The organism is Neobacillus rhizophilus (genome assembly GCF_018343535.1).
GTDB lineage: Bacteria > Bacillota > Bacilli > Bacillales > Cytobacillaceae > Neobacillus > Neobacillus rhizophilus.
Window position 1 is genome coordinate 741,682 of the sequence record NZ_JAGYPF010000003.1, and the last position, 16,310, is coordinate 757,991.

12 protein-coding genes are annotated in these 16,310 nt (G+C 39.7%); all 12 read right to left on the reverse strand.

What is annotated here, in order from left to right; translation table 11 throughout:
- Window positions 1–1,013: 1,013 nt before the first annotated feature.
- The 12 genes from KHA99_RS17165 to KHA99_RS17220 all read right to left on the reverse strand — a co-directional run bounded on the left by KHA99_RS17165 (window position 1,014) and on the right by KHA99_RS17220 (window position 16,265).
- A complete protein-coding gene (locus tag KHA99_RS17165) occupies window positions 1,014–1,997 on the reverse strand; it encodes an ABC transporter ATP-binding protein (RefSeq protein ID WP_213118673.1) in 984 nt (327 codons plus the stop codon).
- Window positions 1,960–3,000, reverse strand: coding sequence for an ABC transporter ATP-binding protein (locus tag KHA99_RS17170; protein WP_213118674.1), 1,041 nt, complete (start codon window positions 2,998–3,000; stop codon window positions 1,960–1,962). The genes KHA99_RS17165 and KHA99_RS17170 overlap by 38 nt, the downstream gene beginning before the upstream one ends.
- Before the next feature lie 17 nt (window positions 3,001–3,017).
- On the reverse strand, window positions 3,018–3,857 hold the full coding sequence (locus tag KHA99_RS17175; protein WP_213118675.1) for an ABC transporter permease: 840 nt from the start codon (window positions 3,855–3,857) through the stop codon (window positions 3,018–3,020).
- Window positions 3,858–3,872: 15 nt separating this feature from the next.
- Window positions 3,873–4,817: an ABC transporter permease gene (locus KHA99_RS17180; RefSeq protein ID WP_213118676.1), complete on the reverse strand. Its 945-nt coding sequence runs from the start codon at window positions 4,815–4,817 to the stop codon at window positions 3,873–3,875.
- Window positions 4,818–4,980: 163 nt separating this feature from the next.
- Window positions 4,981–6,549, reverse strand: a complete 1,569-nt coding sequence (locus tag KHA99_RS17185; protein WP_213118911.1) for an ABC transporter substrate-binding protein — start codon at window positions 6,547–6,549, stop codon at window positions 4,981–4,983.
- Window positions 6,550–6,696: 147 nt separating this feature from the next.
- Entirely contained in the window at window positions 6,697–8,130 is a 1,434-nt protein-coding gene (locus KHA99_RS17190) for an NAD-dependent succinate-semialdehyde dehydrogenase (protein WP_213118677.1), read from the reverse strand.
- Between the two features lie 237 nt (window positions 8,131–8,367).
- Window positions 8,368–9,138: an SDR family NAD(P)-dependent oxidoreductase gene (locus tag KHA99_RS17195; RefSeq protein ID WP_213118678.1), complete on the reverse strand. Its 771-nt coding sequence runs from the start codon at window positions 9,136–9,138 to the stop codon at window positions 8,368–8,370.
- Window positions 9,139–9,225: 87 nt separating this feature from the next.
- Complete coding sequence (locus tag KHA99_RS17200; protein WP_213118679.1) at window positions 9,226–10,188, reverse strand: alpha/beta hydrolase; 963 nt, start codon at window positions 10,186–10,188, stop codon at window positions 9,226–9,228.
- A gap of 23 nt (window positions 10,189–10,211) precedes the next feature.
- The gene (locus KHA99_RS17205; protein ID WP_213118680.1) at window positions 10,212–11,870 is read right to left on the reverse strand and encodes a flavin-containing monooxygenase; all 1,659 of its coding nucleotides are present in this window, start codon (window positions 11,868–11,870) and stop codon (window positions 10,212–10,214) included.
- A 440-nt stretch (window positions 11,871–12,310) separates the two neighbouring features.
- Window positions 12,311–13,021 carry a FadR/GntR family transcriptional regulator gene (locus KHA99_RS17210; RefSeq protein WP_213118681.1) on the reverse strand — a complete coding sequence of 237 codons (711 nt, stop codon included), beginning with the start codon at window positions 13,019–13,021 and terminating at the stop codon, window positions 12,311–12,313.
- 542 nt (window positions 13,022–13,563) lie between these two features.
- Window positions 13,564–14,865 (reverse strand): (Fe-S)-binding protein, encoded by a 1,302-nt coding sequence (locus KHA99_RS17215; protein WP_213118682.1) that lies wholly within the window; start codon window positions 14,863–14,865, stop codon window positions 13,564–13,566.
- The gene (locus KHA99_RS17220; protein ID WP_213118912.1) at window positions 14,862–16,265 is read right to left on the reverse strand and encodes an FAD-binding oxidoreductase; all 1,404 of its coding nucleotides are present in this window, start codon (window positions 16,263–16,265) and stop codon (window positions 14,862–14,864) included. The genes KHA99_RS17215 and KHA99_RS17220 overlap by 4 nt, the downstream gene beginning before the upstream one ends.
- Window positions 16,266–16,310: the final 45 nt, after the last annotated feature.

Here is a 16,310-nt window from a genome sequence, read left to right on the forward strand (position 1 = left end):
GCACGTTCATTTAAAAACATAAGCAATTTTTATATGTAAAAAATAATATTTCATATACAAAATATATCATGTTCTTCGAATAATTGTAAATAATATTTTGAATTTTTAAAAATATATTTTAACTCTAGAAGGCCATACACTTTCGTTAAAAATAAAAAACCCACCTTTAAAACGAGGCGGGTCCATCCATCATAGTCAGCTTTATCCGGACTCTTTAATCCCCTGAACAGCAACAGCAGTTGGTTCAATTAGGGCTGCATGTTCCAATATCTAGTAATCAGGTGAATGTAAAAGTAGCGTGGACGGGCATTTGCGGCAGTGATTTGCATAAACAATCCTTCTGGAAGTTTAATAACATTTTTTGCGTCGACGACCACAAAATCTGCGAAACCGCTATAGGCATTTAAACCTACAAAAGCAAAACCTTTATACATATCTACCAACGGCTCTTTATGTTTACCGCCGGTAATTAGAGGATTGATGACAACTCTATCACAGCTTGTAAACTGCTGACATCAGAACCTGTTTCTACTACAACACCGGATTTTTGAATTTAATACAAATGAAATGATCTTCTTTTCCATTACAAAAAGCCAGCAATTTTGCTAGCTTTATTAGGTAGGTATGATAAAGAAAACCTGGGGGCTTTGCCTTCTTTCCTTACTCCATGAAATAACTATATATAATTTTATAGATTTTTGTTTTACAATCCAATTCAGGTTTGTTTAGAACTTTTTCCTGATCTTTAATCGGACCAATTAATAAGTGGTAAAAATATAAATTTTAATTTGCCCCAATAATGGAAAGGTAATGACAATGGGCATCGCAACGGCAGATTCAGACAATGCCAATGTGTCTGCCAAACCGATTGCCAAGGTTTTAGAATGCCTAAAGGTTTCTGGTTGAAAATTTTGTCGAATTTCACACAACAAGTATGCCTTTTTGGGGGTCAAACCAAAAATATGCAAGATTCAACTCATAAACTTATATAAGTCCCTTTTCTTCTACCTTTTCTAATTTGCTACTCTATCCTCGAATAATAAACACGCTGTTAGGCTTTGTTCAGAAGTAGATAGTAGATTCGGATCGATACTCCTACATTGTTCCATCGCGACTGGACAGCGTGTATGGAAGCTGCAGCCTGCTGGAGGATTTGCAGGGCTTGGCAGGTCACCTTGTAAAATAATTCTTTCGCGGTCCCGCATTTTCGGATTTGGAAGAGGCACGGCCGACAACAATGCTTTTGTATATGGATGCCGCGGATTAGCAAACAATTCCTCTTTATCCGCAAATTCTATAATTTTCCCAAGATACATGACCGCAATTTTGTCGCTAATATGTTTAACGGCTTGAATGCCATGTGCAATAAAGAGATAGGATAAGCCCATATCTTTTTGAATTTCTTTTAATAGATTTAAGATTTGTGCTTGAATGGATACGTCAAGGGCTGAGACTGGTTCATCACACACAATGAGCTTAGGCTGTAAAGCTAGTGCTCTTGCGATGCCTATCCTTTGTCTTTGTCCTCCGGAGAATTCAATTGGATAACGGCTGCCATGGTAGGAATCGAGCCCGACTCTCTCTAGTAGTTCGTCCACCCTTTTCCTTCGATCTTTTGCGTTACCGACTTTATGCAGGACTAAAGGTTCAGCAATAATATCTGCAACTGTCATTCTCGGATTGAGCGACGAATACGGATCCTGAAAGATCATCTGTAAGTTCTTTCCTAAGGATTTTTTAGCTCTGTACTCACTTAATTTTTTTCCCTCAAAATAGATTTCACCACCTGTCGGATCTGTCAGTCCGACGACCATTCTGCCTGTTGTCGATTTCCCGCATCCTGATTCACCAACCAAACCAACGGTTTCTCCAGGATAAATGTCTATGCTTACACCATCAACAGCTTTCACAAAATGATTCTTTTTCCCAAAAAGTCCGCTTCCAACAGGAAAGTACTTTTTAATGTCTATAATTGATACTAGTGGCTGCTGTTTCATAATGTGCACTGCCCCCTTCCTTTCCAAACGGATTCCAACAAGAAACCCGGTTCCCTGACGGATGTTGAAGCAATGTTGGTGCAGTTTGACTGCACTTTTTAGTAGCGTAGCTGCATCGTGTCACGAAATTGCAACCTGTTGGCAACTCAAGTGGGTTCGGCACAATTCCAGGGATGGTGTCTAATTTTTCTTTAGAAGGGCCGTATAACTCTGGTACGCTCGACATTAATCCTTTTGTATACGGGTGAAGAGGATTTTCAAAGATATCCGCTACCGTTCCTTCTTCGACAATCTTTCCGCAATACATAACTAAGACACGATCAGCCATTTCGGCTACAACACCGAGATCATGCGTTATTAGGAGAATGGAAATGCCGGTTTCCTTCTGTAACTTGCGCAATAGGTTTAGAATTTGCGCCTGAATCGTCACATCAAGTGCCGTTGTCGGTTCATCGGCAATAAGGAGCTGTGGATCACAAGCAAGTGCCATTGCAATCATTACTCTTTGCCTCATTCCACCGGACAATTGATGAGGATAGTCATTGAGGCGCCGCTTTGCATCGGGAATGCCGACTTTATTCAATAAATCGAGTGCTGTTTCTAGGGCTTCTTTATATTTCACTTTTTTATGCAAAACGATTGACTCGGCAATTTGTTTGCCAATGGTATGGACAGGATTAAGTGAAAACATCGGATCCTGGAAAATCATAGCTATTTCGTTGCCACGAATTTTCCTCATTTCCTTTTCTTCTAATCTCAATAAATCTTTATCTTTAAAGTAAATGCTGCTTTCTGGTTTATATTGAATCGCACTAGCGTTGAGTCCCATGATCGAGAGGGAGGAAACGCTTTTTCCGCTTCCCGACTCGCCTACTAATGCGACAATTTCCCCTTTATTGATAGAGAATGAAACATTGTTAACAGGTTTGATTTCGCCTTTCGGTGTTGAAATGAAGGTTTCCAGATTTTTCACCTCAAGTAATGGCGATTCTTTCGAACTCATGCTTCCGACCTCCTTTATTAAGCTTTTTTAAACTTTGGATCAAGCGCTGCACGAAGCCCATCTCCGAGGAAATTGCCAGCCATTACCGTCAGCATAATAGCTAGACCAGGGTAAATAATCATCCACGCATTCATGTTGATCATGCTGTAGGCTTGTTGAATCATATTTCCCCAACTAATCTGCGGAGACTTTGCACCCATTCCAAGAAAACTAAGCGAGGCTTCAACTAAAATCGCATAGCTTAAATTAAATGATGCTTGCACAACGATTGGAGGAGTGATGTTCGGGATAATATGTTTCAGCATGATCCAGCCTGCGCCAGCACCTGAGATTTTTGCTGCTTCCACATAAGGCTCTGAACGAATTTGCAATGTTTGTCCCCTTGCAAGCCTTGCGAATTGCGGTGTGAATACGATGCCGATGGCAATCATGGCGTTCCATAAACTAATACCCAGAGCACCTGTAATCCCAAGCGCCAGCAAAATGGCAGGAATGGCGATAATACCGTCAACAATCCGCATCAAAATATCATCAACGGCCCCGCCTAAATAGCCTGACAAAATTCCCATCGGAACACCGATACAGAGCGGAATTAATATCGCAACCACCCCTGCTTGGATGGCCGCCTTTGTTCCCATTAACAATCGGCTGAAAATATCACGGCCGAGTTCATCTGTACCTAACCAGTGTTGGGAACTTGGGCTAAGCATGACTTTCATCAAGTCCTGTTTTAACGGATCATGAGGCACGATGAACGGAGCAATCATGGAAATAATGACAAGAATCATTAAAAAAATGAAGCTGAAAAATGCTAGCCGTTCTGCCATTAAACGCTTGAAAACTGTTTTAAAACTCATTTCCCTGCTCCTTCCCTAATATTCAATCCGAGGATCTAAGATAGCGTACACAAGGTCAGTAATAAAATTGATAATAATAACCATGATAATCATGACGAGAACAACCCCCTGAAGCATTGTGAAGTCACGCTGCAATATGGAGTTGACTGCGAGCTGACCCATGCCGGGTATGGCAAATATCGTTTCAATCACAACGGTTGCACCTAATAAGTTTCCGAATAAAATACCAATTGTCGTCACAACTGGCAGCATGGCATTTTGCAGCCCGTGTTTGAAAATCGCTCTCCAGCGCTCAACACCCTTGGAGTATGCAGTCCGCAAATAATCCGCACTCATTACTTCCATTAAAGATGAGCGTAAGTGTCTTGTAATCTGTGCAGTTCCAACCGCCCCAAGTGAAAGAGCCGGCAACAAAATTCCTTTTATAAAGTTTACTGGGTTTTCATTAATACTCGTAAATCCAGTCGCCGGTACCCACTCAAGCTTCAAGCTAAAGAATAAAACGAGCAGCATCGCAAGCCAAAAGTTTGGCATCGACATGCCAATCGTTCCAAAAAAGCGCGATACATAGTCGATCCAGCTATTCGGATAATAGATAGACATAATCGCGAAAAACATGCCACCCAAAACGGAAATGATCATCGCAGTGACAACCAATTGAAATGTAACAGCGAAACGGCTGATCACCGCCTCATGAACGAATTGTCCCGTGAAAATGGAACGGCCCAAATCCCCTTGAAGGGCATTTTTCAACCATTCCAAATACTGCACAATAATCGGTTGATCAAGGCCCAACTGCTGCCGTAATTGTGCTATTTTTTCCGGAGTCGCATTTTCGCCTAGTAACGCCAAGACAGGGTCACCTGGGATAAGTAAAATAAAAGAAAACACGATGAGGGTTGTAATGAATAGCATTGGGATAATATACAATAAGCGACGTGCTAGAAATTTTAAAAACATTCTTACGCCCTCCTTCCGTTCAGTTTGAAAGCACCAGCAAACTTCATTGAAATAAGTGGAGCAGACATGGTGAGTTGCTGCTCCACTATTAAAATGTTGTTGAACATGTACTTTTATTATTTTTGTGATCGTTTTCTCAATCGACTCAATTAGATACTTTTCATTACTCCCCCATCCAGATCGTTGAGAAAACTGGTTTGCCCATCATATTTGGTTCAAATCCTTTTACCTTTTTATTCATAGCAGATGTCATCCGATCGTATACAATTGGGATTGCAATTGCTTCTTCCAAAAGTGCTTTTTTACTAATTTCTTTGTATAATTTAGCACGTTCCTTTTGATCATAACTTGAAGCTGCTTCTGAAATAAGTGACTCAATTTCCGGAGTAGAGTATTTACCAGGATTAAGATAGCTATTTGCTGAAAATATAAGTCGGGTCGTCATTTGCGGATCTGGACGCCCTGTCCAAGAGGTAAAAAATGCTGGTGCTGTCTTTTCGGCAAAATAACTTGTAGTCCCCTTTGTGACTTCCATTGGCTGAAGGTCCACATTAATTCCTATTTCTTTTAGCTGGCTCTTTACGGCTTCGGCACCCTTTGCATAATCCGCAATCGGAAAGTTAATCATTGTGAATGAGATATCCTTAAGCCCGGAGTCTTTTACTAATTGTTTTGCTTTTTCAGGGTTATATTCTATTTTCATTTCAGGATTACCCGCCCAATATTCCTTTGGAAAGATGTTATTAGCCGGTTCACCTTGTCCAAAATTAATCCCTTTATTAATCCCCTCACGGTTAATCCCATATTGGATTGCTAATCGTACATTTTTATTATCAAACGGCGGCATTGATTGATTTAAAAACATCATCTTAAATCGAAGTGGCAAAACATCTTTTAAGACAATATTGGAATCAGTTTTTAGATTTTGAACATTCCCAGGGGAAATATTGTCAGCATAATCTATTTCACCTGATTTAAGTGCATTAATTCTTGTATTTTCATCCGGCATGACTTTAATTGTCATTTTGTCAAGATAAGGCTTTCCCTCCTGCCAGTAATCTTCATAGGCTTCAAAAACAACCTCTCCATTAGGAATATGCTTTACTCGTTTAAAAGGTCCTGCCCCAGTCGGATGTAGAGGAAAGTCATCACCATATTCTTTAACAGCAGCAGGGGAGACCATCATCCCACCTCGGTCTGATAGCGCTAACAAAAGAGACGAATCTGGTTGTTTTAAATTGAGTTTAACAGTCTTATTATCAGTAACTTCTACACTATCAATATTTTTGAGATCGGATACCACTGACTTATCGGAGTTAACTCGTTCGATATTAAATTTCACCGCTTCCGCATCAAATGCGGTGCCGTCATGAAAAGTTACACCTTCCCTAAGATGAAGAATCAATGTCTTCTTATCGTCTGTAAATTCCCATGATTCAGCCAATCCGGGCTTTGGCTCAAGCTCTTTCGTAAATGAGATAAGTGTATCATAGATGGGCCATAGTAAAGGATGATCACTACCACTGCTTCCTAAAATTGGATCATAATTCGTGGAATCCGATTGATACGCTAATGTCACTTCCCCACCTTTTTTAGGTTTGCCTTCTTCAGACTTCGATGCTTGACCGGAATTTGTTGGATTCTTTCCTGAGCTCGTATCAGAAGAACAACCCACGATCATAACGGCAAGAATTAGCACTGGCACTAATTTGGCAATAAAAGTGAAATTCATTCTTTTCAATAAAATCATCTCCCGTCCCGTAAGAAAATTAATTGGTAAACCTTTTTTGTTCTTACCTGGATGTAATTTTTTTTAGTGAATTTTTCAAAATGTGCAAAATCTGCTGTATTGTTGAGTACTGTAAGATCAGCTACTAGTTCAATTTTGTTTAATTTTCATTGATACATATTTTTCAACTAAATATTCTTGTAAACCGTACTTTCCACCTTCGCGGCCAACACCACTTGCTTTTACCCCGCCGAAAGGAGCCTGTGCCGTTGTAGGCAATTCATCATTTATACCAACAATTCCATATTCAAGATTTTCCATCATTCGTATGGCACGACTAAAATCATTGGTATAACAATATGCTGCTAGACCATATTGAAAATGATTGGCTCTTTCAACTACTTCCTCTTCTGATTGAAATGTAAAGATCGGTGCAACTGGTCCAAACGTTTCCTCTTTTGAAATAATCATTTCATCCGTAGCATAATTGATCACTGTAGGTTCAAAAAAGCACCCATCCATTTGTTCAAATTTTGCTTCTTTTCCTCCGGCGATCACTTTGCCACCATGTTTTATTGCATCATCAATTTGTGATGTAACTTTAGATAAAGACTCGCGATTGATTAGTGGACCTATGTCTGTGTTGTCATTCAGCCCATTTCCTATGACCAGTTCACTTACTTTTTTCGCAAATAATGTGCCAAACTCATCTGCTATCGATTCCTGAACATAAATCCGATTTGTACAAACACAGGTTTGGCCTGCATTTCTAAATTTACTTGCGATTGCACCATCTACTGCAGTTTCTAGATCTGCATCTTCAAAAACGATATATGGTGCATGACCGCCTAGCTCCATCGATACTTTTTTTACTGTATCAGCTGCACCGCGCATCAATTCAATTCCTACTTCAGTTGACCCAGTAAAAGTTAATTTACGGACCGCAAAACTCCCATTAAAAGTAGAAGCTATCTCCTGAGATGGTCCTGTTACTAGATTCGCCACTCCTTTTGGCAGTCTTGCAGCATCCAGTGCCTCAAAAATTAATTTTGCTGTAAGAGGGGTTGCTGATGCTGGTTTAACGATCACAGTACAACCTGCCGCAAGTGCTGGAGCGATCTTTCTAGTAATCATTGCTGCTGGAAAATTCCAAGGTGTAATCGCCGCAGTAACCCCAACAGGCTCCTGTAAAACAAATATTCTTTTATCCATACTTGAAGCTGGAATCGTATCACCATAAATACGTTTTGCTTCCTCTGCATACCAGTCAACATAAGATATTGCTAGATTAACTTCTCCAATAGACTCTCGTAATGGTTTCCCCATTTCAAGAGTTATTGTTTTTGCAATATCCTCCGCTCTAATCCTTAATTGATCAGCAAAAGTTTTTAAAAACGAACTTCTTTCTCCAGCCGTTTTTCTTTTCCATATCTTAAAAGCCTGTTCAGCAGAAGAAATGGCCATTTCTGTATCTTCTTTGTTCCCATATGCCATCTCTCCAACCTTTTCTTTGGTTGCTGGATTATAAACAGTGAAATTTTTATTCGAAACAGATGGGGTCCATTCACCATTAATATAAAGCATCTAGATGCCTCCTCGTTTAATATGCTTAGGCGTTCATTTTCATCCTATTATTTTCTAACTAATTGCCTTGTGAAAATGTTGAATATGTTGGGAGTTTCGTGATGATTCAAGATAATAGTATTAGAATAATTGGGGAAAATTTTTACCTTGATTGCGGGTATATAGGTTCTTGGCATTTCCAAGATAGATGGGACAAGGGATTCCTCATCCCATCATGATTTAATTAAGACTCTATATTTAAAAACCCCTTGCGTGCGCTCCACCATCTATTAATATTGTTTCGCCTGTCACATAGGAAGAAGCATCAGAAGCTAAAAACATTACTCCTGCTGCAATTTCCTCAGGTTTTCCCATACGTTTCATTGGAGACTTACTTAAAACTTTTTCCATAAATTGTTTATCAGTTTCTTTTATAGAAGCTAGAATAGGAGTTTCTGTATAGTAAGGGGCGACACCATTTACCCTTACCCCTCTTTCGGCCCATTCAGAAGCAAATGCCTTCGTAACCATATTTACTCCACTTTTACTAACACTATAAGCAAGAGAACCAGTTACGGCTTGCTGGGATGCACCTGAAGAAATATTAATGATAGAACCGCTGCCCTGTTCTAGCATGACTTTGCCCACTTCCTGTGTAAACATGAAAACACCCGTTAAGTTTACATCGATAATCTTTTGCCAAACCTCTAATGGAAAGTCCTCTGCCGGTGTTCTTTTGGATGTTATTCCTGCGTTATTAACTAATATGTCAATAGTGGAAAACTTTTCAAGTGTTGTGTTTACTACATTTTTAATATCATTAGGGTTTGTAACATCACATTGAATGACTAATACTTTCGCTCCCTTCTCTCTAAGTTCTTCTGCAAACCCATCAATATCCGTTAATATGAGGTCACATAGAACGAGATTACATTCGTAATTCGCAAATCCCCTTGCAATGCTTTTTCCCATACCTCCATTAGCACCAGTTACAATAGCTGTTTTTCCGTCCAAAGTAAAAATATCCAAAATAGTTCCCTCCATGTTAATGTTATTTAAGATAAAAAACCTAAAATCGAATAGGTCACTAATAAAAAGCAGCTTGTTGGAATTCCATTATTTTAAATTTCTAGAATGCTCTACCCTATCTTGATTTTTTTCAAGAAGAAAACGAGCAATGTTAGAAATTGTATTTTTTATTTGTTCAGGGAAAATATCAATATACGTGAAATATCCATGAACCAAACCTTTTTTGCAAATAGATTCAACTTTTACATTCGCATCTTTTAAGCGTTTTGCGTAAGCTAATCCATCGTCGCGAAGTACATCATTTTCTGCGACAATCACAAGTGCTGGTGGCAAATGACTTAAATCTTCGGCCATTAATGGGGCCGCATATTTTTGAATTTTATCCTGATCATCTATAATGTAATGATTAGAAAACCAAATCGCTAGATCTTTAGTCAGACCGAATCCGTTTTCAAATTCTTTAAAAGACTTTGTGTTTACATTAAAACTAGTACTTGGATAAATGAGTACTTGTGCTGAAATATCAGGCCCCTTTTGATCCCGGGCCATCATAGAAACAACAGCAGCCATGTTTCCTCCAGCACTATCACCGGCAACTACAATAGTAGAAGCATCTCCATTGATTAACGCTGCATTTTCACTGACCCATTGTAGTGCTGCATAGCAGTCATTTACTGGAATAGGAAACTTATACTCCGGGGAGAGCCTATAGTCTACTGAAACCACAACACTTTCAGTTAGTTCGGCAATCAATCTGCAAGTTGCATCGCAAGTTTCAAGATCACCTAGAACCCACCCACCGCCGTGGTAATAAATAAAAATAGGAAAAGGGCCTTCTTCTTTGGGCGTATAAATTCTAATTTTCACATTTGCATCCTGATCGACAGGAATAAAACGGTCTTCGACTTTAGCAAGCCGTCCAAGTTCTGCTTTTACACCTGAAGGCTTCTTAAATAACTCTCTTACGGCTTGATGCCCTAACGATAGGTTTTCCAATACTTGGTCAAAACCTTTAATATATACTTTTGATTCTGGGGATAGTTCAGCCAAATCTATTTCTCCCTTTCTAAAAACTAATTTAATGAATTTACTTCTTCTTTTTTATTTACAGATAAGGAAAAGCCCGCATACCCCTTATCTGCAACCTCTTTGCAAATCTGATTGTATTTATCAAACCCTCCTAAATAAATAGGAAATCCTCTTGGTTTATCTGGAATATTCGCACCTGTCCACCATGACTCTGTTTTAACAAAAAGTGTAGCATTAGCCGCCTCCGCAACTGATTTACTCCAATCAGCGGCTGCTTCCGGTCTTGCCTCGATAGTATTTATACCCTGCTCACGGAGATGATTGAGACAGTCAATAATCCACTCAACGTTTGACTCAATCACTACGAGATTGTTGACCACCGCGCCTGGACCCTCGGCTCCTGCAACCATGAATAAATTTGGGAAGCCATCTATTGCAAGTCCAAGATACGTACTTATCTCACCCCCATGATTCCATTTTTCCTTTAATGCAACTCCATTTCTTCCCCTAATATCTATTTTAAACAGAGGACCGGTAATAGCGTCGTAACCTGTAGCAAATACAAGAGCATCCAACTTATATTCCTTTTCTGTTGTGCGTACACCCATAGGAGTGATCTCCTCAATAGGCGCCTTTTTAATATCGATCAAGGTGACATTATCACGATTATATGTTTCGTAATAATTGGTACTTAAAGCTATGCGTTTTGTTCCAAAATGATAATTTGGCATTAATTTTTGGGCAACCTCAGGATCACGTACAATTTCAGAGATCTTGGAACGGACAAAATCACCATATGTTTGATTAGCTTCTTCGTTGGTAAACAGATCATTATATCTTGGCAGACCTCCGCCTTTTTCCCAAGCGCTTTCAAATTCTTGCAACCGTTCTTCTTCTGTTACAGCTAAAGCTGATTTATCAATGAGTCTCTTAAAATCACCAGTACGGCTATTTCGAATCTGTTGCTTTAATTCTTTAAAATTTGCTTTTCTTTGTCGTACATATTCAGGATCAAGCTCATGATTCCCCGCCGGAATGGAATATTGAGGCGTCCGTTGGAAAACAGTTAAATGATCAGCTTCTTTTGCAATTTCCGGTATTACCTGCATACCACTTGACCCAGTGCCGATGACACCAACACGTTTACCTTTGAAATTAACCTTTTCTTTTGGCCAATTTCCGGTATGATACCATTCCCCTTCGAAGCTATGTAAACCTTTAAAATTGGGAACGTTGGGTGCAGAGGTGAGCCCGCCTACCGTAGGGATGAAAAACTTAGCCGTTACACTAGTACCGTCATTTAAGTAAATCTGCCAACGTTCGTTTACCTCGTCATAATGAGCAGCATTAATGCGCGTGTTGAATTGAATATCTCTACGTAAATCAAATTTATCTGCTACGAAATTGATATAACGGAGAATCTCCGGCTGACTAGGATACCTACTAGTCCATGTCCATTCGTTATATAGCTCTTCAGAGAAATAATAGCAATAAGCAAAACTCTCCACATCGCAACGTAATCCAGGATAGCGATGCCAATACCATACTCCGCCGACATCCCCGCCTGCCTCATATACTCTGACAGAGTAACCAGCCTCTCGTAAACTATGAATCATGTACAGTCCCGAAAAACCCCCACCAATAGCAACCACATCGAAATCGGCGGCTTGACTCGTTTTAGATCCTTGTTGAGCAAAATTCATATTATTTTCTTCCTTCCTAAAAATATTTTTTGAAACCCCTAGCACTGATTTTACGGATTGATCCGTACTAAAGCAGTGATAGTTCCCATAATTTCCATTAAGTCTTCCTGAAAATTCAGTTAATAAAATTTATAGTACTAACAAAAAAATTTAATAATTCTGTATTTTCTAATTATTCTTTCCCGATAAAACTATAATTATTTCACATCCTTTGTAATCGCTTTATTAAACTTGTAATACAATCATACAAGATAGGATTTCCAATTTCAATATACATTTTAAAATTTTCCAAATTTTCTACCTTCTACCCTTTGCACTTCATTCCCGTAGAAGGTTTAAATGTTTGGATATAAATAAATCCCCACCTGTCAATCAGATGGGAATTCGATTGTTAATAGGCAATATTTAAAATGCGAACAAAAAACTGGTAAGGTTGTTGACTACTTCTTCACCCGAGGGTCCCCGAGTTTCAATCGTGCATTTGTTAAATGTTCTTTCATATAAAATGCTGCAGCTTCTTTATTTCTTCTTTTAATTGCTTCATAAATATTTTGGTGTTCTTGGTGTACTTGTTCACGCTTCTCTCTTCTTCCTACGTTTTTCTTTAACGAATAGGTAAGGGCTTTTCGATAAAGTTCTCTTACATTTTCAACCGCTTGTGTGAGAAAAGAGTTTTTTGCAGCTTTTACGATGGACATGTGGAAATCATAATCTGCTTGATCTCCAACAACGGAATCATCATTAATCGTATCTGATACTTGCTGAAAGGCTTCATATATCTTCTTAAGATCTTCCTCGGTATGCCGTTCTGCTGCAAATGCTGCTGCCTCTGTCTCAATTACTGTTCGCAATTCAAGCAAGTTATAAATTTCTTCTTCTGTTATCATTTCAAATGCAACCGTATCTAGTAGATCCTCTGTGGGGATTTTTTTTACAAAGTTTCCACCACCTTGAATCGATTCTACAAGTCCACTCGCAACGAGCACACTAATTGTTTCACGAATAGGTTGCCTACTAACACCAAACATTTCAGCAAGCTTATTTTCAGATGGGAGTTTTGAACCTTCTGGAAAATCCCCATCTCGTATTTTCTGTTTTAATTGTTCAAGTACTTGGTCAACTATTTTCATTCGCTTTACTGTATGAACCATAAAATCCTCCTTAAAAAGATATTTTTTTACAGGAAAAACCTTACCACTATTTCATTTTTAATAGAAATCTATTCTTTTTCACTTAATTATGTTAATTTGATAGTTGTATTACAAGCTTACAATCATCATTTCTCTTAGTCAATACAATTTTTGTAAATGGAATGGAAAGAGATCTCGCACAAACTATGCTCCGTTATCGTGGTCTTAGAGACCGAAATTTATTTATTTATTTATTTCTCAGCTGGAAATTCTAGAGTTTGAGAGATATGGGGATACTAATGGAGGATCAATTCCTTTGCCTGTTGTCCTATGTTGCTGACCAGGAGAGGAAGAAAATTGATAGGTTCTGCAGGGATCGAGACGGCTAAGGTAAAAGGAAAGCACTTGGGAAAGCCAATAATAGAATTAAAGTAAACGTAAAATAATCCCCAACTGGTCAAACAGATGGAGATTATTTTATGCTTTCACTAAACAGAATTAGACAAAAGGGCTGGGAAGTAAAGAGTAGATTTTGCTGGTATTTCTTATATTACCTTTATGATTTACAAAATCCCGGTCGCTTCTGCCAAGAATTCTACTAAATGAACAGCGCGCATGCTTCCATTTAAATTTTCACGTTCAATTCCCAGCTTCATTTGAATCAGGCATCCAGGATTGGTCGTAATGATGGTCGTTGCATTTGAATGTTTTACATTCTCCATTTTTTGATCCAAGATCTCCATTGACGCATCATAATTCACAATGTTATAAATCCCTGCCGAGCCGCAGCACATATTCGCATCGTTCATTTCTATGAATTCTACATTTGGTACGCTTTTGATTAATTGAAGCGGCTCTTTTGTTACTTTTAGAACATTCGTCATATGACAAGATCTCTGATACGTTACCCTTTGAGGTAAGCAGTCTTTCGATTTAATGCCTCCGCATAAAACAAGGATTTGGGAGATATCTTTCGTTTTTTCCGAAAAACGTTTCGCGCGTTCGACCCATAGTGGTTCATCCGCTAATAGGTGATCATATTCGATAAGCATTGCCCCGCAACCGCCGGCATTATTGACAATAAAATCTACTTCTTCCTTCTCGAAAGCCGCAATATTCCTTTTTGCTAAACCTTTACTTTCTTCTAACTCTCCGGTGTGAGCGTGTAGAGCTCCACAGCAAGTCTGATTCTCTATGACAATCACGTCACAACCTGCCTCGGAAAGCAGCTTGACGGAAAGGTGGTTGATCTTTCTGAACATTGCATCCATCACACAACCCACAAAGAATGCGACCGTATACTTTTTGTCCCCTTTAGCTGGAGTAACACGGAGGAGACTTGAACGTTCCCATGGGGATACCGCAGGCGGGGTGATCGCTTCGAATTCACCTAAATGAGAAGGTAATTTTTTCACCAGCCCGCTTTTTCTCGCCAGTTTTTGAATACCGCTTTTTTCATATAACCACATGGAATTCCCGATGAAATTCATTGCTTTACGGCTAGGGAAGACCTCTTTGAATAAGGTGTTACGCAAAGTTTGAACCGGAACCGAAAACTTTTTACGTCGTGTGATTGCCGCTCTGGCTGCTTCCAGAATGCCACCGTATTCAACCCCGGTAGGACAAGCCGTCTCACACGCGCGGCAGCCAAGGCACAAATCCATCGGTTCCTCCAGAACGGATAAATCTGTAATCTTTCCTTCCCCTACCATCTTGACCAAATTAATTCTCCCTCTCGGGGAGTGAGTTTCCTTACCCATCGTGGCGTAGGTAGGACATACTGGCAAACAGTAGCCGCATTGAACACAGCTATTGGTTTTTTCATATTTAATTTCTTCTTTCAATTGTTCTAGGTCATGGTTCATTCGCTTAACACCAACTTTTGCCCCGGCTCAGGGAAAATCTTTCCAGGATTCATAATATTATTCGGATCCCAAGCCTGCTTAATTTTCTTCATCATATCTAATCCTTCGGCCCCCAATTCCATTTCCATAAATGGAGCTTTCATGGTTCCTATGCCATGTTCCCCAGACAAAGTTCCACCCAATTGTACAGCGGCTTCAAAAATCTCCGTAACTGCCAGCTCGACCCGCCGCATTTCTTCCTTATCCGATTTGTCGGCAATAATATTCGGATGAAGGTTGCCATCCCCGGCATGACCAAAAACCACAAGGTGCACATTATACTTTTTCTTGATTTCTTGAAGACGACGACACATTTCTGGTATTTTACTCCGGGGAACGGTTGCATCTTCCGAAATTTTGGTCGGCTTAATCCTGACAATGGCGGGAGAAACTAGCTTTCTCGCCTTCCATACCTCTTCTGTTTCAGCCTTAGTTTTGGGAATCGTTACTTTTCTTGCTCCCACTTCTTTACAAACCTTCGAGACCTGTTCGGCTTCATCTATGACCGCAGAGGGGTGCCCATCAAGCTCGATGAGAATCAGCGCTTCGGCGTCCCTGGGAAGCCCAGAAGGCTGATAATTTTCTACAGCTATAATCGAGGCTTGATCCATCAATTCCATTTTCGACGGCAGAATTCCAGAGGAAAGAATTTTCGATATGGCTCTTCCTGCATCCACGAGGCTATTAAAAATTGCCATCACCGTTTCTGAAGCTGGCGGCTTGGGAATCAAGCGCAAGATGGCTTTTGTTATTATTCCTAGAGTACCTTCGGAGCCTACAATGAGTTTGGTCAAATCGTAGCCGGTTACGTTTTTCACTGTCCGGCCACCTGTCCGGATAATTTCCCCTTGCGGCGTGATCATTTCCAACCCAATGACATAATCCTTCGTTACCCCATATTTCAATCCTCGCGGGCCGCCCGAATTCTCCGCCAAATTTCCACCAATAGTGGATACATGAGAACTGCTGGGATCAGGAGGGTACATCAAACCTTTCCGTTCGGCTGCATGATGAATATTAGATGTTAATACACCAGGAGACACAATGGCAACCAAGTCTTCTTCATGAATTTCAAGTAAGTCATCCATAACGGACAGATCGAAAACCATTCCACCTTTAACGGGAAGCGGACCTCCACTTAAACTGGTCGCTTGGCCGCGTGGATAGACCGGAATCTTTTCTCGGTTGGCCAATTTCACAAGTGCGGCCAATTCCTCTACACTTTTTGTCTGAATGACCACATCGGGCAGATAGGTACCAAACGAACCATCAAAGGAATAACTATAGCGATCGGATTCATTTGTCAATACTCTCCCTGTTTTTACGATGGATATAATTTCTTTAACATGTGCTGATGTTATCGCTTTCAATGGAGTTTTTCCCTTCCTTTTTTTCTAAGTAATAAT